Source organism: Acidovorax sp. ACV02, assembly GCF_014851475.1.
GTDB lineage: Bacteria > Pseudomonadota > Gammaproteobacteria > Burkholderiales > Burkholderiaceae_C > Acidovorax > Acidovorax delafieldii.
The window spans coordinates 393,432-414,645 of the sequence record NZ_JACUZU010000001.1; the positions used below are offsets into that span (position 1 = coordinate 393,432).

Genomic DNA, 21,214 nt, shown 5'->3' on the forward strand with positions numbered 1-21,214 from the left:
TTAAGCCTGGCCACGGGCACGCAGGTCTGCGAGCACCGAGTCGATACCGTTCTTGTCGATCAAACGCAGGGCAGCGCTCGAAACACGCAGGCGCACCCAACGGTTTTCGGTCTCGACCCAGAAACGGCGGTATTGCAGGTTCGGCAGGAACCGGCGCTTGGTTTTGTTGTTGGCGTGGGAAACATTGTTCCCCGTCATGGGCTTCTTGCCCGTTACGTCGCAGACGCGTGCCATGAGGACACTCCGATACTGATTAACGGCCGTTCGCTGAGCCCTGGGCTGTGTGCCCAGGTTGGCTTGCGGCCTCACCTCGCCAGAAAGGGTGGCGGTAACCCGATTTGCCTGTTTCGGAGGACCGCAAAAACGGGCCGAATTCAGCAAAGCCCCAGATTATAACCTGCAGCTCATTTTTTCATCAAGACTCTTGTTCGAGGAAGCGCTGGGCGTCCAGCGCGGCCATGCAGCCGGTGCCCGCGCTGGTGATGGCCTGACGGTACACATGGTCCTGCACATCGCCTGCGGCAAACACGCCGGGCACGCTGGTCTGTGTGGCAAAGCCCTTCAGCCCACCCTGGGTGATGATGTAGCCGTTTTCCATCTCCAGCTGGCCCTGGAAGATCTCGGTGTTGGGCGCGTGGCCGATGGCGATGAAGCAACCTTGCAGCTTGATGTCTTCCGTGCTGCCGTCTTTCGTGCTCTTGATGCGGATACCGGTCACGCCCGTGTTGTCGCCCAGCACCTCGTCCAGAGTGTGGAACAGCTTGAGCTCGATTTTGCCCGCTGCCACTTTCTCGTTGAGCTTGTCCACCAGAATGGGTTCGGCCTTGAACTTGTCGCGGCGGTGCACCAGGGTGACCTTGCGGGCGATGTTCGACAGGTACAGCGCTTCCTCCACCGCCGTATTGCCGCCACCGACCACGCAGACATCCTGCTCGCGGTAGAAGAAGCCGTCACAGGTCGCGCAGCCGGACACGCCCTTGCCCATGAAGGCTTCTTCCGAAGGCAGGCCCAGGTATTTGGCCGATGCGCCAGTGGCCAGAATCAATGCGTCGCAGGTGTAGGTACCGCTGTCGCCGGTGAGTGTGAAGGGCCGCTTGCTGAAATCGACCTTGTTGATGTGGTCGAAGATGATCTGGGTCTTGAAGCGCTCTGCGTGTTCCAGAAAACGCTGCATCAGCTCCGGTCCCTGCACGCCGTGCACGTCGGCAGGCCAGTTGTCCACCTCGGTGGTGGTCATCAGCTGGCCACCCTGGGCCATGCCGGTGATCAGCACCGGGTTCAGGTTGGCACGGGCGGCATAAACCGCTGCGGTGTAGCCCGCAGGGCCCGAGCCGAGGATCAGAACTTTCGCGTGTTGGGTGGTGGACATGGTAAAAGCCTGTGTTTTGCGCCCGCTACATGGGGCGCTGTTGGGAAAGCTGGGGGTTGAGCCGCCGAGTATCAACCGGCGTCCGCTCGCGAGAGTGGCCCCGTTTTCAATCACGGTGATTGTAAGAACCCATTGATAACCCGTTGCGGCTCCGGTTGGGTCGCACCCCTGAAAGGAGATGTTTGCATGTCCACGATGTTGTCCAACCTCGACCTGCTGCGCCGGGTACCTTTGTTTTCGCTGCTGACGGTGGCGCAGGCCGAGGTGATCAGCGGCGCAGTGATCAAACGCCGCTTCAAGCGGGGCGAGGCGCTGGTGGAGCAGGGGCAAAAGTCCAATGCCCTGTTCATCTTGCTCACAGGGCGCGCTCGGGTCATGACCTCGGACAGCCGGGGGCGTGAGGTGATTCTGGCCACCCTCGCCCAGGGCGACTACCTGGGCGAGATGAGCATCATCGACAACGAACCCCACTCGGCCACGGTGCGTGCCGAGGTGCAGACCGACGTGCTGATGCTGGGGCGCGCGGAGTTTGCACGTTGCCTGACCGAGAACGCGTCCATGTCGCTGGTGGTGATGCGCGGGCTGGTCAAGCGGCTGCGCCATGCAGATCGCAAGATTGAGTCACTCGCGTTACTGGATGTGTACGGCCGTGTGGCCCATGCCTTGCTGGACTTTGCGGTGCCCGATGCGCAGGGGCAGCTGCTGATCAAGGACAAAATCTCCCGCCAGGACCTGGCCAAGATGGTGGGAGCTTCCCGCGAAATGGTCAGCCGCGTGATGAAAGACCTGGAGGAGCGCGGCTTCATCGAGGCGCTGCCCAGCGGGGCTACCCTGCTCAAGGACCGGCTGAACGCGCTGGGCTGAAATCCGGGGGGCGGACCCTGCGCCGGGTGGTGCGCCCAGCGCAACGCATGGGGTAAGCTCACCCCGCACGTTTATGACCTATTCCCTCAATACCCTGAATGCATCGGCGGCGGCCAAGTCGCCGCCCCGCACGGGCGCCGCCCGTTTTGGCCACGAAATTGCCCTGGTGGTGGGCTTGCTGGCCCTGGTTTTCTGGCTGCTGGCGCTGGTCAGCTATTCGGCACAGGATGCGGCCTGGTCCACCTCGGGTGCCCGCGACGCGCGCTCCGTTGCTAACTGGGCGGGGCGCTTTGGCGCCTGGCTGGCCGATGGCAGCTACTTTGCGCTGGGGTTTTCAGTGTGGTGGTGCGTGGCGGCTGGCGTGCGGGCCTGGCTGTCGTCGCTGGCGCGCTGGATGCGCGGAGGCGAAGTGGTGGCAGGCGCCGCCAGCCCTCTGGTGCGCCGGGCCACGTTCTGGGGTGGACTGGTGGTGCTGATGTGTTCCAGCACGGCGCTGGAATGGTCGCGTTTGTACCGGTTTGAATCGTTCCTGCCTGGGCATGCGGGTGGCGTGCTGGGGTACCTGGTGGGGCCAGCTGGCGTGAAGTGGCTGGGATTTACGGGCTCCGGCTTGTTGGCGATCGTGCTGGCGGTGGCGGGGGCGGCGCTGGTGTTCCGCTTCTCGTGGGGCCATGTGGCGGAGTTTCTCGGAGGGCGCCTTGATGCGCTGGTACAGGCGCGCCTGGCAAAACGCGAGGTGGCCAAGGACGTCGCCGTGGGCCGCAAGGCGGCCCGCGAGCGCGAAGTGGTGGTATTGGAGGAGCGCACCGAAAGCGAGGTGCACCACCCCGAGCCCGTGCAAATCATCGAGCCGATTCTGGTGGATGTGCCGCAGAGCACCCGTGTGGTGAAAGAGCGCCAGAAGCCCCTGTTCACCGAGATGCCGGACAGCAAGCTGCCGCTGGTGGACCTGCTTGACGGCCCTCTGCAGCGCCAGGAAACCGTGGCCCCCGAGACGCTGGAGATGACCAGCCGGCTCATCGAGAAAAAACTCAAGGACTTTGGGGTGGAAGTGCGCGTGGTCGCGGCCATGCCCGGCCCGGTGATCACACGCTACGAGATCGAACCCGCCACGGGCGTGAAGGGTTCGCAGATCGTGGGACTGGCCAAGGACCTGGCGCGCTCGCTCAGCCTCGTATCGATCCGCGTGGTGGAGACCATCCCCGGCAAGAACTACATGGCGCTGGAACTGCCCAACGCCAAGCGGCAGTCCATCCGCCTGTCCGAAATCCTGGGATCGCAGGTTTACCACGAGGCCAAGAGCATGCTCACCATGGGCCTGGGCAAGGACATCGTGGGCAACCCGGTGGTGGCCGACCTGGCCAAGATGCCGCACGTGCTGGTGGCAGGTACCACGGGCTCGGGCAAGTCGGTGGGGATCAACGCGATGATCCTCTCGCTGCTGTACAAGGCCGAGGCGCGCGATGTGCGTCTGTTGATGATCGACCCCAAGATGCTGGAAATGTCGGTCTACGAAGGCATTCCGCACCTGCTGGCGCCCGTGGTCACCGACATGAAGCAGGCGGCGCATGGCCTGAACTGGTGCGTGGCCGAGATGGAACGCCGCTACAAGCTCATGTCCAAGCTGGGCGTTCGCAACCTGGCGGGCTACAACACCAAGATCGACGAGGCCAAGGCCAAGGAAGAGTTCATCTACAACCCCTTCAGCCTCACACCCGAGGAGCCCGAGCCGCTGCAGCGCCTGCCGCACATCGTGGTCATCATCGACGAGCTGGCCGACCTGATGATGGTCGTGGGCAAGAAGATCGAAGAACTGATCGCCCGCCTGGCGCAAAAGGCGCGCGCGGCCGGCATCCACCTGATCCTGGCCACCCAGCGCCCCAGCGTGGATGTGATCACCGGCCTGATCAAGGCCAACATCCCCACCCGCATCGCGTTCTCAGTGGGCTCCAAGATCGACAGCCGCACCATTCTTGACCAGATGGGCGCCGAGGCGCTGTTGGGCATGGGCGACATGCTCTACATGGCCAGCGGCACCGGCCTGCCGATCCGGGTGCATGGCGCCTTCGTGTCGGACGAAGAAGTACACCGTGTCGTCAGTTACCTCAAGGAACAAGGGGAGCCGGACTACATAGAAGGCGTGCTCGAAGGTGGAACTGTGGATGGCGAGGGTGATCTGTCAGGAGAGGGCGGTGGTGGCGAAGGGGGCGAGAAGGACCCCATGTACGACCAGGCCGTCGAAGTGGTGCTCAAAGACCGCAAGGCCAGCATCTCTTACGTGCAGCGCAAGCTGCGCATTGGCTACAACCGCTCGGCGCGGCTGCTGGAAGACATGGAGAAGGCTGGACTCGTCAGTGGCCTGACCACCAGCGGCCAGCGTGAAGTGCTGGTACCCAACCGCAGCGAATGATCGGCCGGACCACAAGGCCGGACCCTACCCCACAGGAGTTTCTGTTGAAAAAGATCGCTACTGCAATTTTGATAGCTGCTGCGGCAAGCATGGCTAGCGCTGACGGGCTGAAAAGCCTGGAATCCTTCATGAAGGGCACGCAGACGGGCAAGGCCGACTTCACCCAGACTGTGACCTCGCCCCCCAAGGACGGCCAGACCGCGCGCACCAAGACATCGAGCGGCAGCTTTGAGTTCCAGCGCCCCGGGCGCTTCAAGTTCGTCTACAAAAAACCTTTTGAGCAGACCATCGTGGCTGACGGCCAGACTTTGTGGCTGTACGACCTGGACCTGAACCAGGTCACGCAGCGCTCGCAGTCCCAGGCGCTGGGCAGCACGCCCGCTGCGCTGCTGGCGTCCGCGCCGGACCTGTCGGCGCTGAAGGCCGAGTTCACGCTGGAGGCCTCGCCGGATGCGGATGGCCTGCAGTGGGTGCTGGCCAGCCCCAGGACCAAGGACGGCCAGCTCAAGAGCGTGCGTGTGGGCTTTGCGGGCGAGCAGCTGGCGGCCCTGGACATTCTGGACAGCTTTGGCCAGCGCTCGCTGATTCGCTTTACCGGTATGCAGGCCAATGCGGCGCTGCCTGCCAGCACGTTCCAGTTCAAGCCTCCGGCAGGGGCTGATGTGGTGAAGCAGTAGGTTCTGCTCTCGAAACAATAGCTGCCAACGCATGATTTTTGGGCGCTAGAAGCCAAATTGGCTTGAAAATCAGCGTACTGTAGACAGGATACGAACATGGCAGCACGCGGTGCCTCCGCCCCTTCTCCGGCACACCCCTCCACCCACCAGCCCCTGGCAGAACGTCTGCGGCCCCGCACGCTGGGCGAGGTGATTGGGCAGCAGCACGTGCTGGGCCCGGGCATGCCGCTGCGCCTGGCCTTCGAGTCAGGCCGGCCGCACAGCTGCATCCTGTGGGGCCCACCTGGAGTGGGCAAGACCACCATTGCGCGCCTGATGGCTGATGCGTTCGATGCGCAGTTCATCAGCATCAGCGCCGTGTTGGGCGGGGTCAAGGATATTCGCGAGGCGGTGGACCAGGCCCAGGCCGCGCGCGATGGGTTGATGCAGCAGCGCACCATCGTGTTTGTGGACGAGGTGCACCGCTTCAACAAGAGTCAGCAAGACGCGTTCTTGCCACACGTTGAATCAGGTCTGTTCACCTTCATTGGCGCCACCACCGAGAACCCTTCGTTTGAGGTGAATTCCGCGCTGCTGTCGCGAGCGGCGGTCTACGTGCTGCAGCCGCTGTCTGAGCAAGATTTGAAGCAGATTGTGGCCCTGGCGCAGGAGGAAGATGCGTTGCCCGCTATCGAAGATGTAGCAATCGACCGCCTGGTGGCCTATGCCGATGGCGACGCGCGCCGCCTGCTCAACACGCTCGAAACCCTGGCCATGGCGGCTGCGCAGGAGAAGCTTTCCGAGATCACCGATGCCTGGCTGCTCAAGGTGCTTGGCGAGCGCATGCGCCGCTACGACAAGGGCGGCGAGCAGTTCTACGACACCATCAGCGCTTTGCACAAATCGGTGCGGGGCTCTGACCCCGACGCTGCGTTGTACTGGCTGGTGCGCATGCTCGACGGCGGTGCTGACCCCCGCTACATGGCGCGCCGGCTGGTGCGCATGGCAGCCGAGGACGTGGGCCTGGCCGACCCGCGCGCATTGCGCCTGGCACTGGACGCGAGCGAGGTGTACGAGCGCCTGGGCAGCCCTGAGGGCGAGCTGGCGCTGGCCGAATGCGTGGTGTACCTGGCGGTGGCGCCCAAGTCCAACGCGGTCTACAAGGCCTACAACGCGGCGCGGGCCTGGGTCAAGCAGGATGGCACACGCCCGGTGCCCATGCACCTGCGCAATGCGCCCACCAAGTTGATGAAAGAGCTCGACTACGGCAAGGGCTACCGCTACGCCCACGACGAAGAGGGTGGCTTTGCGGCAGGGGAGAGCTACCTGCCCGAAGGCATGCCAGAGCCCGGCTTCTACCAGCCCGTGGAGCGGGGTCTCGAAATCAAGATTGCCCTGAAGCTGCGTGAGCTGCGCGAACGCAATGCCGCAGCAGCCACGCCAGGCCTTCAGGATTCAGATACCGCCTCCTGATCCGAGACCTGATCGTCGGGGCGAGGTGGCCGCGCATGTCCTGCGGCAGTCCTAAGGTGCTGCACAGCCTGCTTTATGCCGATTCTGCATGATCAAGGTAATAAGTTTGCACATCAATTATCTTGCGTGCATCAAAATTCCTTATGCAGTGCGTGGCGCGCTGATGTGACCAAAACCCGAGGGAAAACCCCGCCCGGCTTGGATTGGGGCGGTTGTGACTACTCGCTACAATCCCGTCCACAAACCCGCACAGCTGCATTCCTGGCGGGTTTTTTGCTAGATGGCAGTCGGGCCCACAAGGCTGTACCGATTCCGGTGCCAAAGCGGTGGGTACGTCACAAACGAAGGACTTCTCTTATGGACATTTTGCTGCAACAGATCATCAACGGTCTGGTACTCGGCAGCATGTACGCCTTGATAGCCTTGGGCTACACGATGGTGTACGGCATTATTCAACTCATCAATTTCGCCCACGGCGAGGTGCTCATGATCGGAGCCCTCACCAGCTGGAGCTGTATTGGAATGATGCAGGCTGCCATGCCCGGCGCGCCGGGTTGGGTCATCCTGCTGCTGGCCACGCTCATCGCCTGCGTGGTCGCTGCCACGCTCAACTTCGTGATTGAAAAGGTGGCCTACAAGCCACTGCGCACCAGCCCCCGTCTTGCCCCCCTGATCACTGCCATCGGCATGTCGATCCTGCTGCAGACGCTGGCCATGATCATCTGGAAGCCCAACTACAAGCCCTATCCCACGCTGCTGCCCAGCACGCCGTTCCAGTTGGGTGGTGCGTACATCACTCCCACCCAGATCCTGATCCTGGGGGTGACCGCGGTGGCCCTGGCTTCGCTGGTCTATCTGGTCAACCACACCAACCTGGGCCGCGCCATGCGCGCCACGGCGGAGAACCCCCGCGTCGCCTCCCTGATGGGCGTGAAGCCCGACATGGTGATCTCGGCCACCTTCATCATCGGCGCCATCCTGGCGGCCATCGCCGGCATCATGTATGCCTCCAACTACGGCACGGCGCAGCACACCATGGGCTTCCTGCCGGGGCTCAAGGCCTTCACGGCGGCGGTGTTCGGCGGTATCGGCAACCTGGCCGGTGCGGTGGTGGGCGGCATCCTGCTGGGCCTCATCGAAGCCATCGGCTCCGGCTACATCGGCACGCTCACTGGCGGTTTGCTGGGCAGCCACTACACCGACATCTTTGCGTTCATCGTGCTCATCATCATCCTGACGCTGCGCCCCTCGGGCCTGCTGGGTGAGCGTGTGGCCGATCGCGCCTGAGGAGCCTCACACCATGAAGAACACCAAAACCAACTGGATCATCGGCGCCGTCGCGCTGCTGGTGCTGCCGCTGATCCTGCAATCCTTCGGCAACGCCTGGGTGCGTATCGCCGACCTGGCCCTGCTGTACGTGCTGCTGGCCCTGGGCCTGAACATCGTGGTGGGCTACGCCGGCCTGCTGGACCTGGGCTACGTGGCGTTCTACGCCGTGGGCGCCTACCTGTTTGCCTTGATGGCTTCGCCGCACCTGGCGGACAACTTTGTGGCGTTTGCCGCCATGTTCCCCAACGGGCTGCACACCTCGCTGTGGATCGTGATACCGGTGGCGGCGTTGTTAGCGGCGTTCTTTGGCGCCATGCTGGGGGCGCCCACGCTGAAGCTGCGCGGTGACTACCTGGCCATCGTGACGCTGGGCTTCGGCGAAATCATCCGCATCTTCCTGAACAACCTGGACCACCCGGTCAACCTGACCAACGGCCCCAAGGGCCTGGGCCAGATCGACTCGGTCAAGATCTTTGGCCTGGACCTGGGCAAGCGACTGGAGGTGTTCGGTTTCGACATCAATTCCGTCACGCTGTACTACTACCTGTTCCTGACCCTGGTGGTGGTGTCCATCATCATCTGCTACCGCCTGCAGGACTCGCGCATCGGCCGCGCCTGGATGGCCATCCGTGAAGATGAAATCGCTGCCAAGGCGATGGGCATCAACACCCGCAACATGAAGCTGCTGGCCTTCGGCATGGGGGCTTCGTTCGGCGGCGTGTCGGGTGCGATGTTCGGTGCGTTCCAGGGCTTTGTGTCGCCCGAGTCGTTCAGCCTGATGGAGTCGGTCATGATCGTCGCCATGGTGGTGCTGGGCGGTATCGGCCACATTCCTGGCGTGATCCTGGGCGCCGTGCTGCTGTCGGCCCTGCCCGAAGTGCTGCGCTATGTGGCAGGCCCTCTGCAGGCCATGACGGACGGTCGCCTGGACTCCGCCATCCTGCGCCAGCTGCTGATCGCGCTGGCCATGATCATCATCATGCTGATGCGTCCCCGTGGTCTGTGGCCTGCGCCCGACCATGGCAAGAGCCTCACGCAGAAGACCTGAACACCGCAGAAAGTTAGAACATGGCAGAGAACATTCAGAAATCAGCCAGCGACGTGGTGCTGCGGGTTGCGGGCATTTCCAAGCGCTTCGGCGGCCTGCAAGCCCTCTCCGACGTGGGCATCACCATTGAGCGAGGCCAGGTGTATGGCCTGATTGGCCCGAACGGCGCAGGCAAGACCACGTTCTTCAACGTGATTACCGGCCTGTACACCCCCGACAGCGGTACCTTTGAACTGGCTGGCAAGCCCTATGAGCCGACAGCCGTGCATGAAGTGGCCAAGGCGGGCATCGCGCGCACCTTCCAGAACATCCGTCTGTTTGCAGAAATGACGGCACTGGAAAACGTGATGGTGGGCCGCCACATCCGTACCAAGTCCGGCCTGCTGGGCGCTGTGCTGCGTACCAAGGGCTTCAAGGAAGAAGAGCTGGCCATCGCCAAGCGCGCACAGGAACTGCTCGAGTACGTGGGCATTGGCAAGTTTGCCGACTACAAGGCGCGCACCCTGAGCTACGGCGACCAGCGCCGCCTGGAGATCGCCCGGGCCCTGGCCACCGATCCGCAACTGATTGCGCTGGACGAGCCCGCCGCCGGCATGAACGCCACCGAGAAGGTGCTGCTGCGCGAGCTGATCGACCGCATCCGCAAAGACAACCGCACCATCTTGCTCATCGAGCACGACGTGAAGCTGGTGATGGGCCTGTGCGACCGTGTGACGGTGCTCGACTATGGCAAGCAGATCGCCGAAGGCAACCCTGCCGAAGTGCAGAAGAACGAAAAAGTGATTGAGGCCTATCTGGGCACCGGAGGACATTGAGAATGGCCGAAAAATCCAACAAGGTACTGCTGCAGGTCAAGGGCCTGAAAGTGGCCTACGGCGGTATCCAGGCCGTGAAGGGCGTGGACTTCGAAGTGCGTGAAGGCGAGCTGGTCTCGCTGATCGGCTCCAACGGTGCGGGCAAGACCACCACCATGAAGGCCATCACTGGCACCCTGGCCATGAACGACGGCGACATCGAGTACCTGGGCGAAAGCATCAAGGGCAAGGGCGCCTGGGACCTGGTGAAGAAGGGCCTGGTGATGGTGCCGGAAGGCCGTGGCGTGTTTGCGCGCATGACCATCACCGAAAACCTGCAAATGGGCGCCTACACGCGCTCCGACAAGGCCGGCATCCTGGCTGACATCGAGAAGATGTTCACCATTTTCCCGCGTCTGCGCGAGCGCAAGGACCAGCTGGCCGGCACCATGTCGGGCGGTGAGCAGCAGATGCTGGCGATGGGCCGCGCGCTGATGAGCCAACCCAAGGTGCTGCTGCTGGACGAGCCTTCCATGGGCCTGTCCCCCATCATGGTGGACAAGATCTTTGAGGTGGTGCGCGACGTGTACGCGCTGGGAGTGACCATCGTGCTGGTCGAGCAGAACGCCAGCCGCGCGCTGGCGATTGCCGACCGCGGCTACGTGATGGAGTCCGGCCTGATCACCATGTCGGGCCCTGGCCAGCAGTTGCTCAACGACCCCAAGGTGCGCGCTGCCTACCTGGGCGAATAAGCGACCGCAAGCCTGCGCACCGCTGGTGTGGTGCGGCGGCTGTCCAGCAAGGCACTCCCTCGGGAGTGCCTTTTTTTATGTCTGTTGGTGGGGGTGGTGTTGCAGTAAATTGCTATTAAATATATAGCTGACAAGGTATGTAACACCAGCACAATCGATTGGTTTTGTTCATAATCGGCCGCTTCGTTCACTTCCCCAGCCTGCCGCTCCACCATGAACGCGCTCCAATCCCTGCCTATTTCTTTGCAAACGGTATTGCTGCTCACTGCCAGCAATATCTTCATGACCTTTGCGTGGTACGGCCACCTGAAGAACCTGGCGTCTTCGCCGTGGTATGTCGCGGCCCTCGTCAGCTGGGGTATCGCACTGTTTGAATACCTGTTGCAGGTGCCGGCCAACCGCATTGGCTTCACCCAGTTCAACGTGGGGCAGCTCAAGATCATGCAAGAGGTCATCACGCTGGGTGTGTTTGTGCCGTTCGCCGTGTTCTACATGGGGCAACCCCTGAAGTGGGACTACCTTTGGGCGGGGTTGTGCCTGGTGGGGGCGGTGTATTTCATCTTCCGGGGCGCCTGAAGGCACAGGGCCTGAACGGCCAGTGTGTCGTCGCCCACGGCGCCGTGCGCATGACTGCATGAGGCGGCGGCATCAGTCCCTGCAGGGCGCACGGTTAAACTCGCCGGGTCACGAAAGCGTCATGGTTCTGTCATGGCGCGGCCTTTTCTCACCATTCGTTCCCGATCCAGGAGTCTCCATGCTGTTTGCCAAGCTGTTGCCACGCGAAGGCAATTTTTTCGAAATGTTCAACCAGCATGCGGACCGCATCGTCGAGGCGGCCCGGGCCTTCTCGCAACTGGTGGCCAACTACAGCGACCCGCACCTGCGCGACAAGTACAACCAGGATGTGGACAACGCCGAGCGTGCCGCCGACCGAGTGACGCACGAGGTGAACAAGGCCATCCACAAGACCTTCATCACCCCCATCGACCGTGAGCAGATCCACACGCTGATCAACACCATGGACGATGTGGCCGACCTGATCCAGGACTCGGCTGAAACCATGGCGCTGTACGACGTGCGCCACATGACGGAAGAAATCACCCGCCTCACGGACCTGAGCCTCAAGTGCTGCGAGCGCCTGCGCGATGCCGTCAAGCTGCTCGACAAGATCGCCGACCCGGCCGTTGCCGAGGCCGCGCTCAAGACCTGCGAGGAGATCGACAAGCTCGAATCCGACGCCGACCGCGTGATGCGCAGCGCCATGAGCAAGCTGTTCCGCGAGGAGCCCGATGTCCGCGAGGTGATCAAGCTCAAGGCCATCTACGAACTGCTGGAGACGATCACCGACAAGTGCGAGGACGTGGCCAACTGCATCGAGGGCATCGTCCTCGAGAACTCCTGATCCGCGCAGGCTGACCAGTATGGAAACCGTACAGACGGCCCTCTGGGTTGTGGTTCTGCTTGTGGCCCTGGCAATCCTGTTCGACTTCATGAACGGGTTCCATGACGCGGCCAATTCGATCGCCACGGTGGTCTCCACCGGCGTGCTCAAGCCCGCGCAGGCGGTGCTGTTTGCCGCCTTCTTCAACTTTGTGGCGATTTTTGTCTTTCACCTGAGCGTGGCAGCGACGGTGGGCAAGGGCATCGTGCAGCCCGGCATTGTGGACACGCACGTGGTGTTTGGCGCCCTGGTGGGCGCGATCACCTGGAACGTGATCACCTGGTACTACGGCATCCCCAGCAGCTCCTCGCACGCCCTCATCGGCGGCATTGTGGGCGCTGTGATTGCCAAGGCTGGTGCGGGCGCGCTGATCTCGGCGGGCATCCTCAAGACCGTGGCGTTCATCTTTGTCTCGCCGCTGCTGGGTTTTGCGCTGGGCTCGCTCATGATGGTGGCCGTGGCCTGGATCTTCCGGCGCACGCGCCCGAGCAAGGTGGACAAGTGGTTCCGCCGGTTGCAGCTGTTGTCTGCGGGTGCCTACAGCCTGGGCCACGGCGGCAACGATGCGCAAAAAACCATCGGCATCATCTGGCTGCTGCTGATTGCCACCGGGTATGCGTCGGCGTCTGACGCCTCGCCACCCACCTGGGCCATCATCAGCTGCTACGTGGCCATCGGCCTGGGCACCATGTTTGGCGGCTGGCGCATCGTCAAAACCATGGGCCAGAAGATCACCAAGCTCAAGCCGGTGGGCGGCTTCTGCGCCGAAACGGGTGGGGCGCTGACCTTGTTCCTGGCCACCACACTGGGCATTCCGGTGTCCACCACGCACACCATCACGGGCGCCATCGTCGGTGTGGGCTCCACGCAGCGCGCCAGCGCCGTGCGCTGGGGCGTGGCCGGCAACATCATCTGGGCGTGGATTCTGACCATCCCAGCAAGCGCCTTTGTGGCCGCCGTCGCCTACTGGATCAGCCTGCAGCTGTTCTGATGGCGGAGTTATCGCGAATGCTATTGAATAGATAGCATTCAAGGCAATCAACACTAGCGCATACGCCCCATTGAGTGTGAATTCGATGGGGCGTTTGCATTGGCGCCTGCCAGCGGATCACTGCGAGATCTTGCGCGCTTCCTCGATCTGGTACTCAAAGTACCGCTGGAAACTGAACGCCAGGCTGGCCATCAGTACCGTGGTCCCAATCAGCAGGGACACCACGATGGCGCCCACGGTGATCCATTGCGTCCTGCCCGGCGCGGCGTCCGGTGCGGCGCTGGGGTTGTAGCGCGCATTCCATGCCTCGGGTGTCATCAGCGCGAACAGGATGGCACGCAGCGCACAGGCGGCAATCGTGAAGCCCAGCAGCGGTATCAGCACCCAGCTGTAGTGGTCGTCCTGGCCGAGTTGTTGCACCCGCTGAATGCCATAGATGCCCAGCGCCGTGGGGATGGGCAACAACCAGCCGAGCATGTCGGACAGGCCATGAAGGTAAAAGCGGTGCAGGCCCAGGGGTCCGCCGACAAAGGCGAGCCAGGCGGCTACGGTTTTGTTTTTCATGGGTGCCGCGCTATTCGGGTGAAGTGGTGTCGCCCGCGCCCAGGGTCTTTTCCATGAGCACGATGTCGCGCCAGGCGCCGAACTTCCAGCCCACCGAGCGCATGATGCCCACATCGGTGAAGCCCAGGGCCCGGTGCACGCCGATCGAGCCTGCGTTGGCAGAGTCTCCAATCACCGCCAGCAGCTTGCGCACGCCAGCCACTTCGGCCTGTACCGCCAGCTCGGCCAGCAGCTTGCGGCCCAGGCCCATGCCGCGGGCCTGATCGGCCACGTAGATCGAGTCTTCGGCCGAGAAGCGGTAGGCCGGGCGGGGCTTGAACCAGTTGGCATAGGCAAAGCCCAGCACTTGACCGTCTTTCTCAGCAACCAGCCAGGGCAGGCCACGCGCCAGCACGTCAGCGCGGCGGCTCGCCATGTCGGCTTCGGAGGGAGGATCTATCTCGAAGGTGCCCGTGCCGTGGAGCACATGGTGTTGGTAAATGGCCGTGATGGCAGGAATATCGCTGTCAGTGCTGGGGCGGATAGAGGGCATTTTGGGGAAATGGATATAATCGCAGGCTTTGCAGCGTGTCGCTGGCCGGGTGGCCATGTCGCGTGTCTCAAGCGTTGCGAATATGGTTGCGAACACTGTGGCTTACGGCAAATGTTGCCGGAGTTCACCACCCGAAGGATAAATCATGGTCGTCATTCGACTCTCCCGCGGCGGCTCCAAGGGCCGTCCTTTCTTCAACATCGTCGTTGCTGACAAGCGCGTGCGCCGTGATGGCCGCTTCATCGAGCGCATCGGCTTCTACAACCCCACCGCCAAGGAATCTGAAGAAGGCCTGCGCATCGTGCAAGACCGTCTGGCTTACTGGGTGGGCGTTGGCGCCCAGTCCTCCCCCACGGTGGACCGCCTGATCAAGCAAGCCGCCAAGAAGGCTGCTTAAAGCTCCCTGAAAAGGGCGGGTTCCGTCGGCTGGTCTGGCGGAACCCGCCCTTTTCTCATTCTGGATTCACTGCCATGGCCACCACACCGTTGACCCTCGAACCCGCAGAACTGCCTGCCGACGCCGTTGAAGTGGGGCGCATCGCAGATGCCTGGGGCATCAAGGGCTGGTTCAAGGTGCTGTCGCACAGCAACAATCCCGAGGCGCTTTTTTCGTCCAAACGCTGGTATTTGCAGCCCTCCGAGCGTGGTGCCAAGACCTTCAGCGGCACCGTGCTTCTGCCCATCCGCCAAGCCAAGGATCATTCGGACTCCGTGGTGGCCTGGGCGCAGGGCATTGATGACCGCAATGGTGCAGAGGCGTTGCGCGGTGCGCGGATTTTTGTGCCGCGATCCAGTTTTCCATCCACCTCCGAAGACGAGTACTACTGGGTCGATCTGATTGGTCTGTCGGTCTTCAACCGTGAAGGTGTGGCGCTGGGCGAGGTGCGCGAGTTGATGTCCACCGGTCCCCAGACCGTGCTGGTGCTGGCCTATGAGCAGGACGGCAAGGCACAGGAGCGCATGATTCCGTTTGTCTCGGCCTTCGTGGACAAGGTGGATCTGGTCGAAAAACGCATCACCGTGGACTGGCAGCCCGACTACTGACCACGCCGTCACGAGCCGCGCCCTATGCGCTTTGACATCATCACCCTCTTTCCCGAGCTGTTCGCGCCCTTCCTGGCGAGCGGTGTGACCCGGCGCGCCTATGCCAGCGGCCAGGTTGATGTGCGCCTGTGGAACCCACGCGACTACGCCGACGGCAACTACCGCCGGGTGGATGACCGCCCGTTTGGCGGTGGCCCGGGCATGGTGATAATGGCTGAGCCCTTAGCGAGGTGCCTTGCGGCCATCCGGGCAGAGCGCGGTGAGCCCGAGGGCGGCGAGGCGCCGCTGGTTCTTTTTTCCCCCATTGGCGAGTCGCTGAACCACGCCGCCGTGGAGCGCTGGTCTGCCAGCGAGGGGGCCGTGTTGCTTTGTGGACGCTATGAAGGCATAGACCAGCGGTTCATTGACACCCATGTGAATGTTCAGATGAGCCTGGGCGACTTCGTGCTCTCGGGCGGCGAGATTGCCGCCATGGCGCTGCTGGACGCCGTGGCGCGCCTGCAGCCCGGGGTGCTCAACGACGAGGGCAGCCACCAGCTCGACAGCTTCAATCCCGCGCTCGATGGCCTGCTGGACTGCCCGCATTACACGAGGCCCGAAGAGTGGGCAGGGCAGCAGGTGCCTTCGGCCCTCATGTCGGGTCACCATGCGCAGATCGAGCGCTGGCGGCGCGAGCAGCGCCTAGCCACCACGGCCCGCCACCGGCCTGATCTCATCGATGCCGCGCGCAAAGCGGGGCGTTTGGCACCCGCCGATGAAGCCGTATTGGCCAAGCTCGGCTGAATTGCTATAATCAAAGGCTTTTCGATCCTCTGGCCGGCCGTTTTGACTGGGAGTTCTCCCGCAAAACACTGAGACGTCAATCCCGACGCAGCCATTTTTGGCGCGGACAAGATCACTAGGAAACTCACATGAACCTGATCCAGACCCTGGAAGCGGAAGAAATTGCCCGCTTGAACAAGACCATCCCCGAATTCGCCCCTGGTGACACCGTCATCGTGAGCGTGAACGTGGTGGAAGGTACCCGCAAGCGTGTGCAGGCTTACGAAGGCGTGGTGATTGCCAAGCGCAATCGCGGCCTGAACAGCGGCTTCACCGTGCGCAAGATCTCCAGCGGCGAAGGCGTGGAGCGTACGTTCCAGACCTACAGCCCGCTGATCGCCAGCATCGAAGTCAAGCGCCGCGGTGATGTGCGCCGTGCCAAGCTGTACTACCTGCGTGACCGCAGCGGCAAGTCGGCACGTATCAAGGAAAAGCTGCCTTCGCGCGTCAAGGCTGCTGCTACCGCCGCTTAATTCAAGCAAGGCGAGGGCCTGTCCTGACAAGCCGCTACAGCATCTGCCTGTAGCGGCTTTTTGTTTTTTGGTCCGTGGAACCTGCTTTTTGTGAACCCTTCTTCTCCTCCTGCTGTCTCATCGGTCATTGCGCCTCTGTCGAGCCTGCCCGACTTTGACCCTCGCACGGTGCCGGTGGTCGGGGTGGATGCGCACCTGCCCGCCGTGCCCCTGGCTGTGCAGACGCCCGATGCGCTGCGTGCGCGTTTTGCACAGCCACCCCAGTGGGAGCCGGAGGTGGTGCTGGAAAAGAAGTTCATGAACCGCGAGCCAGCCCACGCGTCCGTGTTGCTGGCGATCGTGTTGCGCGAGCAACCCATGGTGCTGTTGACGGAGCGCACCGCACATCTGTCCACCCATTCCGGGCAGGTGGCCTTCCCGGGTGGGCGGGCCGATCCGGAAGACGCCAGTGCTGCTGAAACCGCCTTGCGCGAAGCGCAGGAGGAGGTGGGCCTGGACCGTGAGTTTGTCGAGGTGCTGGGGACCTTGCCCACCTACGTGACCGGCTCGTCATTCATCATCACCCCGGTGGTCGCCCTGGTGCAGCCGGACTGCGTGCTTCGGCCCAACCCGTATGAGGTGGCCGACCTGTTTGAGGTACCGCTGGCCTTTTTGCTCGACCCAGCTCATCATCGCCGCCATGTGTTTGACCGCGATGGCGTGCACCGCGAGTGGTTCTCCATGCCCTACCAGCAAGGCGACAAGACCCATTTCATCTGGGGCGCCACGGCTGGCATGCTGCGCAATTTCTACCGGTTCATGATGGCTGAATGAAGCACCCCTGAGGCGCTTTGCGCGGACGCACCCGGTGTGTGGCAGCGCGACCCTCACATGGGGCTCTGGCTTCGGCCATGTGGGCTTTGAGGGCTGCGGGTGGGGTCCCCGCTTCATTGGAGGATGTGTTGCTGAGGTTCGGCGGAATCACGTGCTCCCGTGGCTTGGCGCCAGTATCATTGCCCCCCATGAGTTTCTTTGCCATCCTGTTCGCTCTGCTGATCGAGCAGGCACGCCCTCTGGCTCGCAGCAATCCCATCCACGCGGGGCTGCGTGCATGGGCCTTGTCCGTGAGCCGCAATTTCGACGCGGGCAAATCGCACCACGGGTGGGTGGCGTGGAGCCTCGCGGTACTCGTTCCTGCACTGGTCACACTGGGCATCCACTGGCTGCTGCTGTGGGGTCTCGGCTGGCCGTTTGCGGTGCTCTGGAGCGTGGCGGTGCTGTATGTCACGCTGGGTTTTCGGCAGTTCAGCCACCACTTCACCGGCATCCGCGATGCGCTGGAAGAGGGGGACGAAGACGCGGCGCGCGAGCGCCTCGCGCACTGGCAACAGGTGGATGTGGGCGCCCTGCCGCGCAGCGAGATCGTGCGCCATGTGATCGAGTATTCGGTGCTGGCTGCGCACCGGCATGTATTTGGCGTGTTGGCGTGGTTCTCGGTGCTGGCTGCGCTGGGTCTGGGGCCGACGGGGGCGGTGCTGTATCGCCTGGCTGAATTTGTCTCTCGCTACTGGCATTACAAGCAGCGCACCGGCGCATTGCCCGCCAGCGAGTCCTTGCAGCAGGCGTCCGCCCAGGCCTGGACTGCCATCGACTGGTTGCCTGCGCGGCTCACGGCACTGAGCTTTGCGGTGGTCGGCAGTTTTGAAGAAGCGATTGAAGGCTGGCGTTTTCATGCGCAGCGGTTTCCCAACGACAACGATGGTGTGGTTCTTGCCGCCACTGCAGGGGCCATCAATGTGCGCCTGGGCGGTGAGGCGTTGAAGGCGCGCACCGAGCTGCATGCGCCACAGGGTCTGGAGATTGATGCCGACATGGGCGACAGCGACTCCACCCCCGGCCGCGAGCCTGAAGTAGGCCACCTTCGTAGCGTGGTGGGCCTGGTGTGGCGCTCGGTGGTGGTCTGGATGCTGCTGCTGGCGCTGCTGACGCTGGCCCGGTTGCTCGGCTAGCCCGTTCACCTGTCGCGCCATCTCGCGTGGCGCCGCTGGCATACGCCGGTCAATACCGGGTGTGACTCAGCTCTTCAAATAAATCGCTATATATTTTGTAGCGAGAAGGGCTTATTCCTCCAGCGCTTTGGCCCTTTTTGACTGCATCCAGCACACCGCACCCCGGCTCATGCAGGTGGGTGCAGTTGTAGAACTTGCAGGCCGTTGCATGCTCGGCGATGTCGGGCATACAGGCCGCCAGCTGCATGGGGGCGATATGGTGCAGCCCGAATTCCTGGAACCCTGGCGAGTCGATCAGTGCCGTGGTGCGCGCCGCATCCATCCAGTACCAGTGGGTGCTGGTGGTGGTGTGTTTGCCTGAATTCAGGGCCTGCGAGATTTCTCCGGTGAGCACCGAGGCGCCCGGCACCAGCAGGTTGATCAGCGTGCTCTTGCCGGACCCCGACGGGCCCAGCACCAGCGTGGTCTTGCCCTGCAAGTGTTCCATGAGCAGGGCACGGTCCACATCGCTGGACAGCGCCAGAGATAGCGGCAGCACGCCATAGTGTTTGCCTGCGCCCATGTGCCGGTACGGCAGCAGTCGCTCCCATGCGCGGGCGAAGGGTTCGACCAGATCACTCTTGTTGAGTGCAATGATGGGTTTGATGCCCTCCGCCTCTGCAGCAATCAGTGCCCGTGATAGCTGGCTTTCGGAGAACACCGGTTCCGCCGCAATCAGGATGAGTACCTGATCGAGGTTGGCGGCGAAAGATTTGGTGCGAATCTCGTCCTGTCGGTAGAACAGGTTGCGCCGTTCCTTGACCTTTTCGATGGTGCCTTCTTCGCCTTGCCCGGGCGGCGGTGCCTGCCATAGCACATGGTCGCCAACGACGGCCTGGCTTTTTTTACCGCGGGGGTGGCAGATGCGGCGCTCCCCATCCGGGGTCTCGACCATGCAGTGGCGCCCATGGCTGGCCACCACGGTACCTTCCATGAGGGCGCTGCGTTCAGCCATGGTGGGCCTGCCTCACAGTGCGACCAGTGCGTCGAACTGGGTGGCGCACTCGAAGTCGGTGCTGGAGATGCCATGCACGTCGTGCGTGTTCAGTCGCACCACGCAGCGGTTGTAGTGCACCGACAGATCGGGGTGGTGGTCTTGCGCATTGGCGATGAAAGCCAATGCGTTCACGAACGAGATCGTCTCGTAGTAGTTGGCAAAGTGGTAGGTCTTCTCGATGGCGACGTTGGCGCCGTCGCCGCTGAGGCTCCAGCCCTCCAGTTTGGCCAGATTTGCTACTATTTCTGTAGCTGTCAGGGCGCGGCGGGTCAGCGTGGACCAGTCTTTTTTCTTCAACATGGTAGTCATGGGTGAGCAGGGGTTTGCATGCGCGCCAGCCGTTCTGTGGCGGGTGGATGCGAGTAGTAAAACTTCACGTAGACCGGGTCTGGAGTGAGCGTGGAGGCATTGTCTTCGTACAGCTTGAGCAAGGCCGACGACAGGTCGGCGCCGCTGGCCTGGGCCGCGGCATACGCGTCCGCCTGGAACTCATGGCGACGCGATTGTTGCGAAAACAGCGGCGAGATGAAGAAGGTAAATACCGGAACGACCAGCATGAAAAGCAGTAGTGCCAGCGCATTATTGGGTGCGGCGGCCATGGCCGGGTCCAGCGAGAGGTTGGGCCGCACACCCAGCCCGGTGTAGAACCAGACCTGTGTGGAAAGCCAGCCCAGCAGCGCAAAGCCCGCCAGGCTGAGCGCAAAAATCATCACGATGCGCTGGATGATGTGGCGGTGCTTGAAGTGGCCCAGCTCATGGGCCAGCACAGCTTCGACCTCGCCAGGTGCCAGCTGGCGCAGCAGGGTGTCGTAGAACACCACGCGCTTGGCGGCACCAAAGCCAGTGAAATAGGCATTGGCGTGGGCGCTGCGGCGGCTGCCGTCCATCACGAACAGGCCCTTGGCCGAGAAGCCGCAACGCTGCATCAGCGCAGTCACCCGGGCCTTGAGCGACTCGTCTTCAAGCGGCTGGAATTTGTTGAACAAGGGTGCGATGAAGGTGGGGTAAATCACCATCAGCAGCAGGTTGAAACCCATCCAGAAGCACCAGGCCCACAGCCACCACAGCGGGCCTGCAGCGCCCATCAGCCAGAGGATCAGCGCGGCAATGGGCAGCCCGATGATGGCGCCCACCAGCAGGCCCTTGAGGGCGTCCGCCAGCCACAGGCGCCAGGTCATCTTGTTGAACCCAAACCGTTCTTCCACAACAAACGTCTGGTACAGCGACAGGGGCAGGTCGATCAGGCCGCTGATTGCTACAAAGGCGACCAGGAATGCCATCTGTTGCCACATGCCGCCGCCCAGCACGCCAAGCAGCGCCTGGTTCAGTGCGTCCAGGCCGCCCAGCAAGGTCCAGCCCAGCAGCACGGCCGCGCCCAACGCCATCTCCAGCATGCCCAGCCGGGCCTTGGTGATGGTGTAGTCGGCCGCCTTCTGGTGCGCCGCCAGGGCGATGCGCTCGGCAAACGGTACCGGGACCGCAGCGCGATGGCGTGCAACATGCCGGACCTGGCGCGTCGCCAGCCAGAACTTGAGGGCCAGGCCCAGTAGCAGCGCGGCTGCAAAGGCCAAGGTGAGCAGCAAAGAGGGGGAAATGTCGTCAGAGGTGGGCATGTGCGGCGAGTTTAG

General features: G+C 62.8%; 25 protein-coding genes. 17 read left to right on the top strand and 8 right to left on the bottom strand.

Annotation, left to right across the window (positions count from 1 at the left end; translation table 11 throughout):
* Both rpmB and trxB read right to left on the bottom strand, forming a co-directional pair.
* On the bottom strand, window positions 1–234 hold the full coding sequence (rpmB, locus tag IB236_RS01865; RefSeq protein ID WP_010463481.1) for a 50S ribosomal protein L28: 234 nt from the start codon (window positions 232–234) through the stop codon (window positions 1–3).
* Between the two features lie 181 nt (window positions 235–415).
* Entirely contained in the window at window positions 416–1,369 is a 954-nt protein-coding gene (trxB, locus tag IB236_RS01870) for a thioredoxin-disulfide reductase (RefSeq protein ID WP_056061042.1), read from the bottom strand.
* 186 nt (window positions 1,370–1,555) lie between these two features.
* Between trxB and IB236_RS01875 the strand changes: the two genes are divergently transcribed.
* The 8 genes from IB236_RS01875 to IB236_RS01910 all read left to right on the top strand — a co-directional run bounded on the left by IB236_RS01875 (window position 1,556) and on the right by IB236_RS01910 (window position 10,695).
* On the top strand, window positions 1,556–2,233 hold the full coding sequence (locus tag IB236_RS01875) for a Crp/Fnr family transcriptional regulator (protein ID WP_056061043.1): 678 nt from the start codon (window positions 1,556–1,558) through the stop codon (window positions 2,231–2,233).
* 73 nt (window positions 2,234–2,306) lie between these two features.
* Window positions 2,307–4,643 (top strand): DNA translocase FtsK, encoded by a 2,337-nt coding sequence (locus tag IB236_RS01880; protein ID WP_056061046.1) that lies wholly within the window; start codon window positions 2,307–2,309, stop codon window positions 4,641–4,643.
* A 44-nt stretch (window positions 4,644–4,687) separates the two neighbouring features.
* The gene (lolA, locus tag IB236_RS01885; protein ID WP_056747481.1) at window positions 4,688–5,320 is read left to right on the top strand and encodes an outer membrane lipoprotein chaperone LolA; all 633 of its coding nucleotides are present in this window, start codon (window positions 4,688–4,690) and stop codon (window positions 5,318–5,320) included.
* Between the two features lie 96 nt (window positions 5,321–5,416).
* The gene (locus IB236_RS01890) at window positions 5,417–6,772 is read left to right on the top strand and encodes a replication-associated recombination protein A (protein ID WP_192418509.1); all 1,356 of its coding nucleotides are present in this window, start codon (window positions 5,417–5,419) and stop codon (window positions 6,770–6,772) included.
* A 357-nt stretch (window positions 6,773–7,129) separates the two neighbouring features.
* Window positions 7,130–8,059: a branched-chain amino acid ABC transporter permease gene (locus IB236_RS01895; RefSeq protein ID WP_056061051.1), complete on the top strand. Its 930-nt coding sequence runs from the start codon at window positions 7,130–7,132 to the stop codon at window positions 8,057–8,059.
* Between the two features lie 13 nt (window positions 8,060–8,072).
* A complete protein-coding gene (locus IB236_RS01900) occupies window positions 8,073–9,149 on the top strand; it encodes an ABC transporter ATP-binding protein (RefSeq protein WP_192418511.1) in 1,077 nt (358 codons plus the stop codon).
* A 20-nt stretch (window positions 9,150–9,169) separates the two neighbouring features.
* Window positions 9,170–9,964: an ABC transporter ATP-binding protein gene (locus tag IB236_RS01905; protein WP_192418513.1), complete on the top strand. Its 795-nt coding sequence runs from the start codon at window positions 9,170–9,172 to the stop codon at window positions 9,962–9,964.
* A 2-nt stretch (window positions 9,965–9,966) separates the two neighbouring features.
* The gene (locus IB236_RS01910) at window positions 9,967–10,695 is read left to right on the top strand and encodes an ABC transporter ATP-binding protein (RefSeq protein WP_056061060.1); all 729 of its coding nucleotides are present in this window, start codon (window positions 9,967–9,969) and stop codon (window positions 10,693–10,695) included.
* Here IB236_RS01910 and IB236_RS01915 read toward each other — a convergent pair.
* A complete protein-coding gene (locus IB236_RS01915; protein WP_192418984.1) occupies window positions 10,680–10,979 on the bottom strand; it encodes a hypothetical protein in 300 nt (99 codons plus the stop codon). The genes IB236_RS01910 and IB236_RS01915 overlap by 16 nt on opposite strands.
* On the opposite strand from IB236_RS01915, the gene IB236_RS01920 reads away from it, so the two are divergent.
* The 3 genes from IB236_RS01920 to IB236_RS01930 all read left to right on the top strand — a co-directional run bounded on the left by IB236_RS01920 (window position 10,909) and on the right by IB236_RS01930 (window position 13,127).
* Complete coding sequence (locus tag IB236_RS01920) at window positions 10,909–11,271, top strand: DMT family protein (RefSeq protein ID WP_015013099.1); 363 nt, start codon at window positions 10,909–10,911, stop codon at window positions 11,269–11,271. The genes IB236_RS01915 and IB236_RS01920 overlap by 71 nt on opposite strands.
* 178 nt (window positions 11,272–11,449) lie before the next feature.
* Entirely contained in the window at window positions 11,450–12,097 is a 648-nt protein-coding gene (locus IB236_RS01925) for a DUF47 domain-containing protein (RefSeq protein WP_055403060.1), read from the top strand.
* Window positions 12,098–12,116: 19 nt separating this feature from the next.
* Complete coding sequence (locus IB236_RS01930) at window positions 12,117–13,127, top strand: inorganic phosphate transporter (protein WP_116749216.1); 1,011 nt, start codon at window positions 12,117–12,119, stop codon at window positions 13,125–13,127.
* A 117-nt stretch (window positions 13,128–13,244) separates the two neighbouring features.
* Here the strand turns inward: IB236_RS01930 and IB236_RS01935 are convergent, their stop codons facing one another.
* Both IB236_RS01935 and IB236_RS01940 read right to left on the bottom strand, forming a co-directional pair.
* Window positions 13,245–13,691: a TM2 domain-containing protein gene (locus tag IB236_RS01935; protein WP_192418515.1), complete on the bottom strand. Its 447-nt coding sequence runs from the start codon at window positions 13,689–13,691 to the stop codon at window positions 13,245–13,247.
* Between the two features lie 10 nt (window positions 13,692–13,701).
* Window positions 13,702–14,223, bottom strand: coding sequence for a GNAT family N-acetyltransferase (locus IB236_RS01940; protein WP_192418517.1), 522 nt, complete (start codon window positions 14,221–14,223; stop codon window positions 13,702–13,704).
* Window positions 14,224–14,368: 145 nt separating this feature from the next.
* On the opposite strand from IB236_RS01940, the gene rpsP reads away from it, so the two are divergent.
* From rpsP to IB236_RS01970, 6 genes are all read left to right on the top strand, one after another.
* On the top strand, window positions 14,369–14,620 hold the full coding sequence (rpsP, locus tag IB236_RS01945) for a 30S ribosomal protein S16 (RefSeq protein WP_015013104.1): 252 nt from the start codon (window positions 14,369–14,371) through the stop codon (window positions 14,618–14,620).
* 74 nt (window positions 14,621–14,694) lie between these two features.
* Window positions 14,695–15,267, top strand: a complete 573-nt coding sequence (gene rimM / locus IB236_RS01950; RefSeq protein ID WP_192418519.1) for a ribosome maturation factor RimM — start codon at window positions 14,695–14,697, stop codon at window positions 15,265–15,267.
* 24 nt (window positions 15,268–15,291) lie between these two features.
* The gene (gene trmD / locus IB236_RS01955; protein ID WP_192418521.1) at window positions 15,292–16,050 is read left to right on the top strand and encodes a tRNA (guanosine(37)-N1)-methyltransferase TrmD; all 759 of its coding nucleotides are present in this window, start codon (window positions 15,292–15,294) and stop codon (window positions 16,048–16,050) included.
* A gap of 128 nt (window positions 16,051–16,178) precedes the next feature.
* Entirely contained in the window at window positions 16,179–16,562 is a 384-nt protein-coding gene (rplS, locus tag IB236_RS01960; protein ID WP_056061081.1) for a 50S ribosomal protein L19, read from the top strand.
* A 90-nt stretch (window positions 16,563–16,652) separates the two neighbouring features.
* Complete coding sequence (locus tag IB236_RS01965; RefSeq protein ID WP_192418523.1) at window positions 16,653–17,375, top strand: CoA pyrophosphatase; 723 nt, start codon at window positions 16,653–16,655, stop codon at window positions 17,373–17,375.
* Window positions 17,376–17,563: 188 nt separating this feature from the next.
* The gene (locus IB236_RS01970) at window positions 17,564–18,550 is read left to right on the top strand and encodes a CobD/CbiB family protein (protein ID WP_056747487.1); all 987 of its coding nucleotides are present in this window, start codon (window positions 17,564–17,566) and stop codon (window positions 18,548–18,550) included.
* A gap of 49 nt (window positions 18,551–18,599) precedes the next feature.
* On the opposite strand, the gene rsgA is transcribed toward IB236_RS01970, so the two are convergent.
* From rsgA to IB236_RS01985, 3 genes are read right to left on the bottom strand one after another with little or no spacing between them, the layout of a single operon-like run.
* Entirely contained in the window at window positions 18,600–19,544 is a 945-nt protein-coding gene (rsgA, locus tag IB236_RS01975; RefSeq protein WP_099729611.1) for a ribosome small subunit-dependent GTPase A, read from the bottom strand.
* A 12-nt stretch (window positions 19,545–19,556) separates the two neighbouring features.
* Window positions 19,557–19,895 (bottom strand): 4a-hydroxytetrahydrobiopterin dehydratase, encoded by a 339-nt coding sequence (locus IB236_RS01980; protein WP_056747489.1) that lies wholly within the window; start codon window positions 19,893–19,895, stop codon window positions 19,557–19,559.
* Entirely contained in the window at window positions 19,892–21,199 is a 1,308-nt protein-coding gene (locus IB236_RS01985; protein ID WP_192418525.1) for a M48 family metallopeptidase, read from the bottom strand. The genes IB236_RS01980 and IB236_RS01985 overlap by 4 nt, the downstream gene beginning before the upstream one ends.
* Window positions 21,200–21,214: the final 15 nt, after the last annotated feature.

Bases quoted from the DNA above. Each gene is read 5' to 3' on its own strand.
- rpmB (WP_010463481.1), bottom strand. From the start codon at position 234: ATGGCACGCGTCTGCGACGTAACGGGCAAGAAGCCCATGACGGGGAAC.
- trxB (WP_056061042.1), bottom strand. From the start codon at position 1,369: ATGTCCACCACCCAACACGCGAAAGTTCTGATCCTCGGCTCGGGCCCT.
- IB236_RS01875 (WP_056061043.1), top strand. From the start codon at position 1,556: ATGTCCACGATGTTGTCCAACCTCGACCTGCTGCGCCGGGTACCTTTG.
- IB236_RS01880 (WP_056061046.1), top strand. From the start codon at position 2,307: ATGACCTATTCCCTCAATACCCTGAATGCATCGGCGGCGGCCAAGTCG.
- IB236_RS01890 (WP_192418509.1), top strand. From the start codon at position 5,417: ATGGCAGCACGCGGTGCCTCCGCCCCTTCTCCGGCACACCCCTCCACC.
- IB236_RS01895 (WP_056061051.1), top strand. From the start codon at position 7,130: ATGGACATTTTGCTGCAACAGATCATCAACGGTCTGGTACTCGGCAGC.
- IB236_RS01900 (WP_192418511.1), top strand. From the start codon at position 8,073: ATGAAGAACACCAAAACCAACTGGATCATCGGCGCCGTCGCGCTGCTG.
- IB236_RS01905 (WP_192418513.1), top strand. From the start codon at position 9,170: ATGGCAGAGAACATTCAGAAATCAGCCAGCGACGTGGTGCTGCGGGTT.
- IB236_RS01910 (WP_056061060.1), top strand. From the start codon at position 9,967: ATGGCCGAAAAATCCAACAAGGTACTGCTGCAGGTCAAGGGCCTGAAA.
- IB236_RS01920 (WP_015013099.1), top strand. From the start codon at position 10,909: ATGAACGCGCTCCAATCCCTGCCTATTTCTTTGCAAACGGTATTGCTG.
- IB236_RS01915 (WP_192418984.1), bottom strand. From the start codon at position 10,979: ATGAAGATATTGCTGGCAGTGAGCAGCAATACCGTTTGCAAAGAAATA.
- IB236_RS01925 (WP_055403060.1), top strand. From the start codon at position 11,450: ATGCTGTTTGCCAAGCTGTTGCCACGCGAAGGCAATTTTTTCGAAATG.
- IB236_RS01930 (WP_116749216.1), top strand. From the start codon at position 12,117: ATGGAAACCGTACAGACGGCCCTCTGGGTTGTGGTTCTGCTTGTGGCC.
- IB236_RS01935 (WP_192418515.1), bottom strand. From the start codon at position 13,691: ATGAAAAACAAAACCGTAGCCGCCTGGCTCGCCTTTGTCGGCGGACCC.
- IB236_RS01940 (WP_192418517.1), bottom strand. From the start codon at position 14,223: ATGCCCTCTATCCGCCCCAGCACTGACAGCGATATTCCTGCCATCACG.
- rpsP (WP_015013104.1), top strand. From the start codon at position 14,369: ATGGTCGTCATTCGACTCTCCCGCGGCGGCTCCAAGGGCCGTCCTTTC.
- rimM (WP_192418519.1), top strand. From the start codon at position 14,695: ATGGCCACCACACCGTTGACCCTCGAACCCGCAGAACTGCCTGCCGAC.
- trmD (WP_192418521.1), top strand. From the start codon at position 15,292: ATGCGCTTTGACATCATCACCCTCTTTCCCGAGCTGTTCGCGCCCTTC.
- rplS (WP_056061081.1), top strand. From the start codon at position 16,179: ATGAACCTGATCCAGACCCTGGAAGCGGAAGAAATTGCCCGCTTGAAC.
- IB236_RS01970 (WP_056747487.1), top strand. From the start codon at position 17,564: ATGAGTTTCTTTGCCATCCTGTTCGCTCTGCTGATCGAGCAGGCACGC.
- rsgA (WP_099729611.1), bottom strand. From the start codon at position 19,544: ATGGCTGAACGCAGCGCCCTCATGGAAGGTACCGTGGTGGCCAGCCAT.
- IB236_RS01980 (WP_056747489.1), bottom strand. From the start codon at position 19,895: ATGACTACCATGTTGAAGAAAAAAGACTGGTCCACGCTGACCCGCCGC.
- IB236_RS01985 (WP_192418525.1), bottom strand. From the start codon at position 21,199: ATGCCCACCTCTGACGACATTTCCCCCTCTTTGCTGCTCACCTTGGCC.